Here is a 14,225-nt window from a genome sequence, read left to right on the forward strand (position 1 = left end):
ATACTATAAATGATACTATAAATGATACTATAAATGATACTATAAATGATACTATAAATGATACTATAAATTATGTATTAAAATTGTTAAAAATTTTTTAAACGAACAATTTAAGCAACAAAAAGAATAAAAATTCATAATATCAAAATGATAAAAAAATAAAGACAAATCAAAAATGATACTATAAATGATACTAAAAGTGATACTATAAAGACACTATAAATAACCTATAAAAGATACCAAAAACGACATCCAGTTAAAATACGATCAAAAGCTTAAAACTGGGATCTATTCCAATGAGATTTTTCAAAAATTGAGCAATTTTTTTATAACTTTTTTAAAGTTGTAATATATGCATATAATTAAATCAAAAGTAGACAAAGAAAGGATAAAATGATTGATTTTGAAAACTTGAAAAAACACATTTTTTGAAAATTAACCAAAGGTTATCGACCTTGAATTGTTATTAGTGTGTTTATGGTTATCTTAGAAACAGTATCAAACGTAATTTTGCCATTACTTATTGGTTTTATGGTTGATAAAGGTTTACAAGTTAAGGTTGTTGATTCATTAGGAACAATTAGTTATACTACTAATTTAGACCAAGTAATTTTTTATGGTTCGCTTTTAATTGTTTTTGCCATTACGGGATTAGTGCTTGGAGTAATTGGTGGAATTGCTTCAGCTAAAGCTTCAGCAGGAATTGGTAAAAACATCCGATCAGCTGTGTATTTTAAAGCTTCAAAATTTGCTTTTGAAAACATTGATAAATACAGTGTTGCTACTTTAATTAATCGGATGGGAAATGATGTAGCCAACATTGTCAATGCTTTTAATCAAATGGTGCGCTTACCAATTCGAGCAACTTTTATGTTTATTTTAGCGCTCGTGTTTTCAATTTCACTAAGTCCACAATTATCATTAATGTTTTTAGTGATTTTACCTCTACTTGTAATCTTTTTTGCGTTAATTTGATGAAAAACTTACCCAATTTTTAAAAAGACTTTTGTTATTTATGATGACTTTAACCAAAAAGTTCAAGAAAACCTGCAAGGGATGCGTACTATTAAATCCTATGTAACTGAAAAAAGTGAAGCTAATATTATTGCTGAGAAAATTCAAAAACTCACCAAAATTAACATTTATGCTGAACACGGGATTATTTTAGGAGGGCCAGCCTTTTCAATTGTTATTTTCAGTGCAATTTTATTTTTAGGAGGGTATGGAACTCATTTAATTTTAGATGGAACAGTAACCACCGGAGCTATTTTATCTTTTTCTTCTTATGTGTGACAAACATCAATTGCAGTAACTATGTTTGTAGGGGTGATTGGATCAACAGTTATTGCCGGACCTAGTGCAAAGCGGATTTTTGAAATTATTAAAGAAACACCAGCAATTGATGAAAATTCAAGTGGTATTACTGAAGTTGAAAATGGAAGTATTACTTTTAAAAATGTTTCATTAAAATATCCTTCTAATAAAGGAAATAGTTTAAACAATTTAACTTTTAATGTTCCTGCTGGAAGTACTTTAGGAGTAGTTGGTCGTACTGGTTCAGGAAAATCTTCGTTAGTGGCTCTTATTGCTCGTTTATATGATGTAACCGAAGGAGAAGTATTGGTTGCAGGCGTTAATGTGAAAAAATATAATCTCCACTCTTTACGTGATGCTGTAGCGGTAGTACTGCAAAAAAACAATCTTTTTAGCGGCACCATTAGAGAAAATATGCAATGGGGAAATGAGCACGCTTCTGATGAACAAATTTATCAAGCCTTAGCTAATGCTGGAATTTTAGAGTTTGTTTTATCTTTAGAAAAGAAATTAGACACTCAAGTAGAGCAAGGAGGAACTAATTTTTCAGGTGGGCAAAAACAACGTCTTTGTATTGCTCGGGCATTACTTAAAAATCCAAAGATTTTAGTCTTAGATGATTCAACTTCTGCAGTAGATACTAAAACTGAAAAAATCATTCAAAATGCATTAAATACTCAAATTCAAGAATGTACAAAAGTGATTATTGCCCAAAGAATTTCTTCGGTTATTAATGCTGATCACATTATTGTAGTTGATCAAGGTGAAATTGTAGCTCAAGGAACTCATGAGCAATTAATAGAAAATAATGAGTTTTACAACTCAATTTATCAAGCACAACTTAACGCAGGAGGTATTAATGAGAATTAATTTTCAAAATCGTAGCAACCTCAAAAACAATGCTCCAAAGTTAAGTTTTAAAGAAAATAAAAAAGTTTTTTCAAGAGCTTTAGGATTAGTTTGAAAAGACCACAAAATCGTTATGAGCCTTGTATTTGTTTTAATAGTGCTTTCGAATGTGGGAATGATTTTTAACCAGGTCTTTTTAGGAAAGATTTTAATTGACGGGCTTTTAACTGATCATAACACTGGTGGAATTATTGCAATTGATCAATTTGATTGAACTCGTTTTTATTGAATGATGACTCTTGGGGTTATTATGTTTGCCTTAGGAATTATTTTTAGTTTTACTTATCAATGACTTATTATAAAAATTACCTTCAATACAATGGCCAAACTTAGAAATGATTTATATGTTCATTCTCAAAAATTACCTATTAAGTTTTTTGATTCTAATCAAAAAGGTGAAATTCTATCTCGCTATACTAGTGATATTGATACTTTAAGACAATTTATTTCTAATTCTATTCCTTCAACAATTAATGCACTTGTAACACTGATTATTTCTTTTGTGATTATGATGTGATTTAGTTGAATTTTAACTTTAATTACTGTTGTGTTAGTTTTTGGATTGCTTTTTGCAATGCAAGTACTTGGAAAACGTTCTGGGAAACATTTTAAACATCGTCAAATGATGAATGGTAAAGTTGTTGGATTTGTTGAAGAAATGTTTAGTGGACTTAAAGTGGTTAAAACTTTTAATTACGAAGCTAAGTCAATTGTAAAATTTGAAAAATTAAATGAAGAATTTTATCAAGCCGAATATAAAGCAAACAAGGTTGCTAACGTAATGTTTCCAGTAGCTTGAAACTTAGGGTTGATTGTTTTTGCGGTTGTATCCATTATTGGAGGAGTAATTATTTCAAATACTAATGCTCGTGTCTTTTTTGGTTTAACTGTTGGTGTGCTCTTTTCATTTACTCAATTTGCTCGCTCATTTGCTGGACCTATTTCAACAGTTGCGCAACAATCTAATGTGATTATTATGGCTTTAGCAGGATCAAAAAGAGTATTTGACATTCTTGATCAAGAACCTGAAATTAATTTAGGGGAAGTTAAGTTAGTTAAAATTAACAAAGATCAAAACGGAAACTTTGTTGAACAAAGCAAAGACAATTTATATAGCATCTATGCTTGAAAAATACCTCATAAAGTTGGTAATGAACAATACAAGTATGCTCAAGGAAAAATTGAATTTAAAAATGTATCTTTTGGATATTCAGATGAAAAGATGATTCTAAAAGATATCTCACTTGTGGCTTATCCAGGTCAAAAAATTGCTTTAGTTGGACCTACTGGAGCAGGAAAAACCACTATAACCAATTTGTTAAATCGTTTTTACGAAATTCAAAGTGGAGATATTTATTTTGATGACATTAATTTAAAAGATATTGATAAAGATTCTCTTAGAGAAGCTTTGGTTATGGTTCTTCAAGATACTCATTTATTTACTGATACTATTAAGCGAAATATTGCATATGGTGCTGAAAATGTTATTGACACTTTAATGTTTTTAAGTGCTGATATTGCTAACATTTCTCATTACATTGAAAACTTGCAACACAATTACAACACAGTTCTTACAGAAGGTGGGAACGAACTTTCACAAGGACAAAAACAACTCTTTTCAATTGCTCGGGCTGCCTATCATGATGCCCCAGTAGTTATTTTAGATGAGGCAACTTCAAGTATTGATACCAAAACTGAACAATTAGTACAAGAATCAATGGATAAATTAATGTCTAATCGAACTTCATTTGTAATTGCTCACCGTTTATCAACAATAAAAAACGCCGATTTAATTTTGGTAATTAAAGATGGTCAAATTATCGAACGTGGTAATCACTCTGAATTGATTACTCAAGCTGGGTACTATGCTTCGTTGTGAGAAAATTCCAAAATTCAGATAAATTAAACTTAAAAAGCAATTTTCATAGTTGCTTTTTTTATTTGGAATATTGTGCAAATAAAATAAAGAAATTTACTTATTTTTTTAACTAGTTGAAAATATTTTTAGAGTTTATTAGCAAGTACTCTCTAAAAAAAAAAAAAAAAACGCTTGTTTATAATTTTGATGGTACCTAAAATTATTTCATCTCCTTAAAATGAATTTTTTTGACAAATTTTTAGGTCCAAATACGGAGGTTATAAGTGAATAAAAGCTTATCAAAAACAGTAAGTGTCCAAAAAGTTAAAAAACTTTCTATTGCTACATTAGTAGTTACTAGTTTGTTTCTATTTTTAAGTTTACTTACTATTTTATTTTTAATTATCACATCAGCTAAAACAGCTGAAGATATGAATGTTTTATTACAAGAAGCAAGCAAATACAGCGCAGAAGAATTGGCTTCACATATTGCATTTATCTACGAAAAAAACGGTGTAGCAGGATTGGTGTCTGCTACTGCAGCGTTATGAATTATTAATGGTATTTTAGCTATTACAACACTTGTATTGATTATTGTAACTTTAGTTAAAGCAAACAAACTTCATATGCAAAGAACTCAAAACAATGAGTTAATGGCAAAAGAAGCAGATTCACACAAAAAATTCAAAATTCTTTCAATTGTTGGAATTTTCTTTGCTCCTTGTGCTATTGCAGGGTTAGTAATTAAATTAAAATCTCTTCCTAAGGCTTAATTATGTACAATTTAGAACAATTAAAAAAACAAACTAAATGAGCTAAAACTTGAGGAATGGAAGTTGCTCTGTTCCCGCTTATGCTAATCTTATTTGGTATTTTGATAGCAATAGGTGGAGCTATTAGCGGAGAATTTGTAATCTTTGCGACAATTGTATTAGTTCTAGTTGGAATTTATTATTTTGTATCTTTAATTATGGCTACAGTTTATGCCTTTAAATTAAGAAGATTAGCAGAATTTGTTAGAATGAAACATCCAAATGAAACAGGTTTTTATAATCCTTCAGCAGCTGGAACCTTATTTATTGTAGGTTGAGTGTTGACATTGTTTTTGCTTGGTGGATTAATTCTTTGAATTGGTGGAATTGTATTGGCTGTAAAAGCTAATGAATTTAATCGCATACTTGATACTATTAATTTTAATGAAACAACTAAAGCTCAAGCAAGCAAAACCGAAGAAGCAACTGTAGTTGAAAACAAATAAAAAATATAGTGTAGATATTTTTCATTTTCTCTAAAATTTGTATTCGTTATTTAAGAGCTTTATGCTCTTTTTTCTTTTGAGAAATTTGTGTTAAATTTTATAATAAAGTAAAATTTATTTATATGAGAACAAAATATATTTTAGTGCCTGGAGAAGCTTTAATTGATCGCTTCGAAAATACTACAGAGATTGTAGAAAAAGTTGGAGGAGCTCCTTTAAATGTTGCAGGAGCATTGCTCATGCTTCATCCAAATACCTATTTTGTGGGATGTGTGGGAAAAGATCTTCAAGGAGAACAAATCTTACATTATTTGCGATTAAATCACATTCCTACAATGTTAATTAAACAAATAATAAAACGCACCACTATTGCTCATGTTTATTTAGATTCTAGCGGCGAAAGACATTTTACATTTACTCGTGGAGCAGATGAAGAGATGTATTTAGCAGCACACCAAATCAGTGATACTAAAGGAGTTGTTCTTTCTTCTGCAACTGCTATTTTAGAAAACGAAACATATAATGTTTACTTGCAATATGGTCTTAGTAAACAAATTAATGATGCTTTAATTGCGTATGATCCTAATTATCGTCCAGCGCTTTTTAATACTCCTGAGTTGAAAAAATTATTTTTAGAAAGATCTCGTATTTTAACTTCGCTTGCTGATGTGGCAAAATTTTCTGAAGAAGAATTCGAACTTATATACAAACACTCTTATAAAGATCTAGTTAACAATAAAGAGCTTCAACGTGAATTTGCGTTAAAACTATTGGTAGTTACTTTAGGAGAGAGAGGAACTTTTGTTTATTTTAAAAATACTGCTTTTGAAGTTCCTTCAGTAAAAACTACAGTGGTAGATACCACTGGAGCTGGAGACAGTTTTTTTGGATATTTAGTTGCTCAAATTTTAAAAACTACTGATAATTTATTGTCTTTAACAGTAAATGAAATTAAAAAAATGGTCTTTAAAGCAAACCTTTGTGCATGCTTTGTTATCTCTAAGATAGGTGCTCTAGAATCACTTCCCTCAGAAGATGAACTTGAGAGATTCTATCTTAAAAATAAACATTTAATCAATGAATAAACATTATTGGAAAATGCGAAATTTTCCAATTTTTATTTATTCTTTAAAGTAAAGAAATGTTTTATTAGATATAATTAAATATAGGTAAATAACTTACAGTATTAGTTATAAAAGAAAAAATATTCTAAGCATAAATTGTGCGTTTTAGGAGAAACATGAAGCCAATGCTAAATTCTGATAATTCCAATTGAGTGGTAATTGAAGATTTCAAAAGTTTAATTAGACCTGATCGAAAATATCAATCTGAAGCTGAATTAGAAGACACTTTTATTCAAGATTTGCAAGAAATTGGTTACGAATATGCACCAATTAAAAATGAACCAGAACTTGTAGCTAATTTAAGGGTTCAAATTGAGAATTTAAACAACTTTAAATTTAATGACGATGAGTGAAAAACATTTTACACCAAGGTCATTGCTAATGATTCTGATGATATTTTTAAAAAGACAGAAAATATTCAAAAAATTAAAATTTTCAACACCCCTTTATATGGTCGTGAGCAAAAATCCAAAAACATTAAACTAATTGACGAAGATAACATTTTTAACAACAAATTACAAGTTATTAATCAATATAACACCAACTCAAATATTAAAAATCGTTATGATGTAACAATTTTAGTTAATGGTTTACCGCTAGTTCAAGTAGAACTTAAACGTAGAGGTGTTTCTATTAAAGAAGCATTTAATCAAATTGAACGCTATCAAGATCAATCTTATTCTGAAGGTGCGGGATTATTTAAATATATTCAATTATTTGTCATCAGTAACGGGACACACACTAAATACTATTCAAACACCACTAGATTTTTAGCTATTAAAGAACGAAAAAACCAAACACTTAAAGAAGGAAAAATCAAAACAAGCAACTCTTTTGAATTTGCTATTACTTGAGCAGATCAAAAAAATAATCAAATTCATGATTTAGTTGATTTTACTAAATACTTCTTAAGACCAAGAACTATACTTTCAGTATTAACCAAATATTGCGTTTTAACTTCTGAAAATAAATTACTTGTAATGCGCCCTTATCAAATTACTGCAGCTGAAAGAATTGCTCAACAAGTAAATGTAGCTTTAAATCATAAAAACTTAATCGGTACTACTCAAGCTGGTGGATACATCTGACATTCCACAGGGTCAGGAAAAACGCTCACCTCATTTAAAATTTCACAGATTCTAGCTAAAAACCCAGAGATTCGGAAAGTTCTTTTTGTTGTTGATCGGAAAGATTTGGACTATCAAACTATTGTCGAATTTGAAAAATATGAAAAGGGTTCAGTTTCTTCAACATCAACAACAAAAGTTTTAGAACAAAAACTTAATTCTACTTCTTCTGATACCAGCAATAAAATAATTGTTACTACTATTCAAAAATTAAATAATTTAATTAGACAAAATAAGAAATTAAATTATTTAAGTAAAAATGATGGAAAAGCAACAGTTATTATTTTTGATGAGTGTCACCGTTCACAATTTGGAGATTCACAACGAAGAATCAAACAAGCATTTAAAGATTACATTTTGTTTGGTTTTACCGGAACTCCAATTTTTGGGGAAAATTCTAGTTTAGCGAAAGGATATGCAACCACTAAAGATATTTTTGGAGAAATGTTGCATTCATATACCATTGCTGATGCTATTAAAGATGGTAATGTTTTAAAATTCAATGTTCAATATAATGCAGTAGTTAAAGATATTAACGAAAAATACATTCCTAAAACACAATCACAAAGAGAAAAACTTCGTAGAGATTATCATCATCCAAAACGGATTGAAGAAATCGTTGCCTATACATTAGATAATTACGATAAAAAAACATTACGGAACTTCAACAATACTAAGCGTAGCGGATTTAACTCAATTTTTGCTGCCGATTCAATTGAAGCAGCAGGACTTTATTATTTAGAGTTTAAAAAACAAATTAAAGAGCGTAATTTAGATCTAAAAATAGCTACTATTTACACCAAAGAACCTTCAAGTTATGCATCTTCACCATATGAGAGTTTTGATTTTGATCCAGAGCTTTCAACTGAAGAGATGACTAAAAATGAATCCGATATCCTTAGAGAAGCTATCAATGATCACAACCAACTTTTTGGTACTAATTATTCAATGGACAAAGATGGTTTTGATAGTTATTACAAAGGTGTTTCAGCTAAAGTTAAAGAAAGAAAAATTGATATTTTAATTGTATGTAGTATGTTCTTAACTGGATTTGATGCAGTTACTTTAAATACATTATGAGTGGATAAAGATTTAAGTTATCATAATCTAATTCAAGCGTATTCAAGAACAAATCGGATTTATAATTCATACAAACATCACGGAAATATCGTAACATTTAGAAATTTAGAAAAAGAAACAAACGAAGCTTTAAGAATTTTCAACAACGCTGAAGCTTCACAAATTTGTTTACTAAGAAAATTTGATACTTACTTTAAAGAAGCTTACATTTCTCCAAATGGAAGACCTATTTTAGGATTTAAACCAGCTATTGAAAAACTCAGAGAGCAATTCCCGCTTGAAAAATTAAATTCCGCTCCACTGAATACTCAAGAAACAAAAGACTTTGTTGACTTATTTGGAGACATTTTGCTAACTGAGCGAATTGTTAAAACTTTTGATGAGTTTTACACTCGTGAAAATTATATTTTCCAAGATCGTGAACGTCAAGATTATCAAAGTTGATATCTACAAATTCGTGATGAACACACTAAAAAATCTAAAACCGATCTCAAAGAAGTACCTGATGATTTAACTTTCCATGTAGAGTTAATTAAAACCACCGAATACGATTGAGAATTAATTGTAAAAATAGCTTTTGAAGATGTTAAAAAACATGTTGAAAACGAAAATAACTCTAAATTTGCTGGTAAAGAAACTATTCAAGATATTAAAGATAAACTTAAAATCACCTTGAAAGCTCAAGATAAGTGAAGAAATAACATTGATATTGTGGATGAATTCATTGATTTAATTTATACTCGTCTTAAAGATAAAAAAGTATCAAGCGATGATGATATTAACTTAGAATGAAACAAATTTGTTAGAGATAAAATTGCCAAAAACATTGACGAAATCATCACGACTCTTAATTTACGTGATGATGAAAAAACACGTAAATACATCTACGCTTGCTTAGAAAAAGGTGATGTTAAAGATTATGGAACTGAATTTATAGGAATGATTAATTCTGACCTTTGAAATATCAAACCTAAATCTAAAAAACTTTCTGAAGTGTTAAATAATCTAGTCAAAAAATTCAAAGGTATTTATTAATACCTGCAAGAAAGGAAAAATATGGATAAAAAAAGAGAAACAGAACGTGCTGAATTGCACAAAAGCATTTGAAAAATTGCTGAAGATTTAAGAGGAAGTGTTGATGGATGAGATTTTAAAACTTATGTGTTAGGTTTTATGTTTTATCGTTACATTTCAGAAAACATCACTAATTGAGTTAACCAAAAACAACACGAATCTGGAGAAGAAGGTTTTGATTACAAAAAATTAGATGATTCAAAAATTGATGATAATGTAGTAGAAGCAATTGTTACTGGAATTGGGTATTTTATTAAACCATCAGAACTTTTTGCTAACATGCGTTTAAACGCTCCGCAAAACAAAGATTTAAACACTGATTTACAAAGAGTGTTTAATGACATTGAAAAATCAACTACCGGAACTCAAAGTGAAGGTGATTTTGCTGGTCTTTTTAATGATTTGGATTTTGATAGTAATAAGTTAGGTAAAAGTGTCGAAGAAAGAAACAAAAACTTAGTTAAGTTACTTGAAAGCATTGGAGATATTAATTTAGGAGATTTTCAAGATAGTTCGGTTGATGTTTTTGGAGATGCGTATGAATTCTTAATGAACATGTATGCTTCTAGTGCTGGTAAAAGTGGTGGAGAATTCTTTACACCTCCTGAAGTATCTGAACTTTTAACTAAAATTGCCATTAACAACAAAAAAGAAGTTAACAAAGTATATGACCCAACTTGTGGTTCAGGTTCACTTTTACTTAAAACCATTAAATACTTAGGTAAAGATAACATTAAAGATGGGTTTTATGGTCAAGAAAAAAACATCACTACTTTTAACTTATGTAGAATGAATATGTTCTTACACAACATTAGCTATGATAAGTTCAAAATTAAAAATGGTGACACTTTGCTTGAACCAATGCATTTAGAAGAACAACCTTTTGACGTGATTGTATCTAATCCTCCATACTCATTAAAATGAGAAGGAGATTCAAACCCTACATTAATTCAAGATGAAAGATTTACTCCAGCTGGAGTGCTTGCTCCTAAATCTAAAGCTGACTTTGCCTTTGTGATGCACTCATTACATCACTTAGCTGAAAATGGAGTAGCTGCTATTGTTTGTTTCCCAGGAATTTTCTATCGTTCAGGAGCTGAACAAAAAATTAGAAAATACTTAGTTGATAATAACTTCATTGATGCGTTAATTCAACTTCCTGATAATTTATTCTATGGAACTTCTATTGCTACAACTATTTTAGTGCTTAAGAAAAATAGAAAAACTAATGATATTTTATTCATTGACGCAACAAATGAATACATTAAAGCTGGTAAAGGAAATAAATTATCTGCTGATAATATTGAAAAATTATCAAATGTTTACTTTGAAAGAAAAGATGTTGATCATTTAGCTAAAGTTGTAAGCTACGAACAAATTAAAGAAAATGACTATAAATTATCAGTATCTTCATATGTTGAAAAAGAAGATACAACTGAAGTTATTGATATTAAAGAATTAAATGCCAAAATTAAAGAAATCACTGCAAGACAAGATGAATTAAGAAAAGAAATTGACAGAATCATTGCAGAGATTGAAAAAGACGAAATTTAATATGGATTCAAGTGTAAAAGTTTATAAATTAAAAGACTTATTAATAGATAATTTTTGATTAATGCCATCAACACCTAAATTTGTTGAAAAAGGAGTTAAATATATTACTTCTAAAAACATTAAAAATAATAAAATCTATTTTGATAATGTTAAATGTATTGAAGAAAAAGAATTTATCTCTATTTCAAAAAATAGAAAGCTCCAAATTAATGATTTTCTTGTAACTATGATCGGTACGGTAGGAGAAATAGCAAGAATTGAAAACGAACCAGATTTTTATGGTCAGAATATTTATGTATTAAGGTTAAATACCAATTTAGTTAATTTGGATTATTTTTTGCATTATTTTAATTCGAAATTTATTCAATTAGATTTGAAAAAATCCTTGCAATTATCTAGTCAAGGATATTTGAAGGCAAATCATTTATTAGATTTAGATATTAATTTACCAAGTTTAGAAAAACAAAATAAGTTAGCTGAATATTTAAATTCTTTTGAAACTTTTTCAGCAGAGCTGAAGGCAGAGCTGAAGGCAAGAAAAGAACAATACACTTATTATAGAAATTATCTTTTATCAGATGAAAAACTTAATAATGTATATAAATTAAGTGAAGTAACAGAAATGAAGTACGGCACAGGTAACAAAATACCAAAAGAAAACGGTGAATATCCTGTTTATGGTTCGAATGGTATTATAGGTTACACAAATATTTGAAACAATGACACGGGAATTATCATAGGACATAATGGAAGTGCTGGTAGTGTAACATGAGTAAATGGAAAACATTATGTTATTTATAGTGGAACAATTTGCAGGCCGAAATCTGAAATAATTTTAAATAAATACTTATATTATCTTCTTTTATCTTTGGATTTGCCTAAGTATTATAAGGGAGTTAGACCTATTTTAGCTATTTCGGATATATCAAATATAGAAATAAAAATTCCAAGTATAAACATCCAAAATAAAATCGTAGATGTTATTGATAATTTCGAAAAAATATGCGAAGATCTAAATATTGGATTACCTTTAGAGTTAAATTTAAGAGAACAACAATACGCATATTATCGTGATAAACTTCTAAGCTTTGCTCAAGGAACTCTCGAAGTGTCTCCAGAGAGAGAGAGAGAGAGAGAGAGAGAGAGACTGGCAAAATGTAGTCAAATTAATTGAATACATATTCAAGCCACAATTACACAAAATTGATGAATCTAATGTTTCTATTCTTGATGAATTTATTGATATTAAAATTGGTGAGCAATTAAATAAAAGTCAACTATCAGAAAATGATAAATATCCAGTAATTAATGGTGGAGTAAGACCTAGTGGACATTATAATGAATTTAATTTCGAAAAAGATAATATAACAATTGCTCAAGGTGGTTCGGTTGGTTTTGTGGATTGACAAAATACTAATTTTTGAGCTGGCGCACATTGCTACGTGATTAAGACAAAGAATGAAGATAAATTATTAAACAGATATTTATATTTCGTTTTAAAAGACAAAGAATCTTATTTAATGGAAAATAAAGAAGGAGCAGGAATTCCTTCTTTACCAAGAAATATAATTAAAAATTTAAAAGTATCAATCCCTTCAATTGAAAAACAAAAAGTTTTAGTTAATATTTTAAATACTTTTGAAGAATTAACCAACACTCTTAAAACTGGTTTACCAAAAGAAATTGAACTTAGAGAACAACAATACGCATATTATCGCGATAAACTTCTAAGCTTTGCTCAAGGAACTCTTGAAGTGTCTCCAGAGAGAGAGAGAGAGAGCTTGCGCTCATAGAAATTCTTAATTTATATTTAGAAGTACTAAATCCAAATAAAAACAAATATTGAACTGTAAAAGAACTTTTTAAATCTCAAAATGGAAGAATAATTCCAAAAACAGAACTTTCAAATAATGGTAAATATCCTGTTTACTCAGCACAAGTTACAAATAACGGAGAAATGGGACGATTAAACACTTATGATTTTGATGGAGAATATTTAAGCTGAACAATTCATGGATATGCAGGGGAAATTTTCTATAGAAAAGGAAAATTTAGTGCAACAAATGTTTGTGGAATTTTAAGTCAAATTAACAAAAATATAGATATTAGATTTGCTTATCATTATTTAAAATATATAGTGCCTAATTTTGTGTTCACTAAAGGAAGCAGACAAATGTTTATGACAAACGAAATGTATCAAATTCAAATCCCTAATATTTCACTTTATAAGCAAAAACAAATTGCCACAATTTTAGATGCTTTTGAAAAATATTGTTCTGAAGTTGTGGGTATTTTACCGCTTAAAATTCAATTAATCGAACAGCAATATAAGTATTACTTGAATAAATTATTAGCAGATTGCAAGAGATAATATGTAAATTTATAATTAATTAAAAGCAAAAAATCAAGTATAAGAAACAAACTTTATTAAAGAAAAAGAGAAGATTACAAATTTTATGAAAAGGCCAGATCCGAAAAATTATTCTAGAAAAGATTTAGAAGAACTTGTGAGACTTTATAGAGAGGTTTTTCCTGAAATTTCTGAAGAAGAAATTCAAAGAAGACTTAAAGAAAAATCTAAAAGCAATTAGAGTTTTACTAATTGGTGTAGCACTTATCTTAAGTGCTTTTTTTATTGTAAAGTTTATTTAAATTCAATAAATATTTTTCAAATATAATTGAAATATGAATTTAACAAAGAAGAAGCTTTGAGAAGTTACCATTTGAGATAAAAAGTTCCAAAATGTCGATCTATTTAAACAAGAATCTATTAAAAAATATAAGTATTTTCTAGCAAAAGAAATAGACAAATTTGTTCATTCATCTAAAACAAATGAAGAAAATGTGATAGATGCAAAAATTAGGTGGTCGGGAAAATACATCGTGAAAAGCGGTGTATTTTTTCTTACTTTAAGCAAGGAGTTTTT

12 protein-coding genes are annotated in these 14,225 nt (G+C 28.7%); all 12 read left to right on the top strand.

What is annotated here, in order from left to right; all coding sequences use genetic code 4:
• The first annotated feature begins 393 nt into the window (after positions 1-393).
• Positions 394-2,184, top strand: a complete 1,791-nt coding sequence (locus tag EXC45_RS03800; protein ID WP_051616998.1) for an ABC transporter ATP-binding protein — start codon at positions 394-396, stop codon at positions 2,182-2,184.
• Positions 2,174-4,129, top strand: a complete 1,956-nt coding sequence (locus EXC45_RS03805; protein WP_051616999.1) for an ABC transporter ATP-binding protein — start codon at positions 2,174-2,176, stop codon at positions 4,127-4,129. The genes EXC45_RS03800 and EXC45_RS03805 overlap by 11 nt, the downstream gene beginning before the upstream one ends.
• A gap of 236 nt (positions 4,130-4,365) precedes the next feature.
• Entirely contained in the window at positions 4,366-4,854 is a 489-nt protein-coding gene (locus tag EXC45_RS03810) for a hypothetical protein (RefSeq protein WP_036435414.1), read from the top strand.
• Between the two features lie 2 nt (positions 4,855-4,856).
• Positions 4,857-5,339: a hypothetical protein gene (locus EXC45_RS03815; protein ID WP_036435416.1), complete on the top strand. Its 483-nt coding sequence runs from the start codon at positions 4,857-4,859 to the stop codon at positions 5,337-5,339.
• 122 nt (positions 5,340-5,461) lie between these two features.
• A complete protein-coding gene (locus EXC45_RS03820) occupies positions 5,462-6,424 on the top strand; it encodes a carbohydrate kinase family protein (protein ID WP_036435419.1) in 963 nt (320 codons plus the stop codon).
• A 155-nt stretch (positions 6,425-6,579) separates the two neighbouring features.
• A complete protein-coding gene (locus EXC45_RS03825) occupies positions 6,580-9,705 on the top strand; it encodes a type I restriction endonuclease subunit R (protein ID WP_051617000.1) in 3,126 nt (1,041 codons plus the stop codon).
• 21 nt (positions 9,706-9,726) lie between these two features.
• Positions 9,727-11,298, top strand: coding sequence for a type I restriction-modification system subunit M (locus EXC45_RS03830; protein ID WP_036435422.1), 1,572 nt, complete (start codon positions 9,727-9,729; stop codon positions 11,296-11,298).
• A gap of 1 nt (position 11,299) precedes the next feature.
• Positions 11,300-12,514 carry a restriction endonuclease subunit S gene (locus EXC45_RS03835; protein ID WP_129693806.1) on the top strand — a complete coding sequence of 405 codons (1,215 nt, stop codon included), beginning with the start codon at positions 11,300-11,302 and terminating at the stop codon, positions 12,512-12,514.
• A gap of 46 nt (positions 12,515-12,560) precedes the next feature.
• A complete protein-coding gene (locus tag EXC45_RS03840; protein ID WP_235666118.1) occupies positions 12,561-13,091 on the top strand; it encodes a restriction endonuclease subunit S in 531 nt (176 codons plus the stop codon).
• A 17-nt stretch (positions 13,092-13,108) separates the two neighbouring features.
• Positions 13,109-13,669: a restriction endonuclease subunit S gene (locus tag EXC45_RS03845; RefSeq protein ID WP_036435462.1), complete on the top strand. Its 561-nt coding sequence runs from the start codon at positions 13,109-13,111 to the stop codon at positions 13,667-13,669.
• Between the two features lie 85 nt (positions 13,670-13,754).
• Entirely contained in the window at positions 13,755-13,889 is a 135-nt protein-coding gene (locus EXC45_RS04100) for a hypothetical protein (RefSeq protein WP_258408993.1), read from the top strand.
• A 94-nt stretch (positions 13,890-13,983) separates the two neighbouring features.
• Positions 13,984-14,225, top strand: a 242-nt coding sequence (locus tag EXC45_RS03850; RefSeq protein WP_197724310.1) for a hypothetical protein, incomplete at its 3' end; no start/stop codon positions are given.

The organism is Mycoplasmopsis columboralis, assembly GCF_900660675.1.
GTDB classification, from domain to species: domain Bacteria; phylum Bacillota_I; class Bacilli_A; order Mycoplasmatales; family Metamycoplasmataceae; genus Mycoplasmopsis; species Mycoplasmopsis columboralis.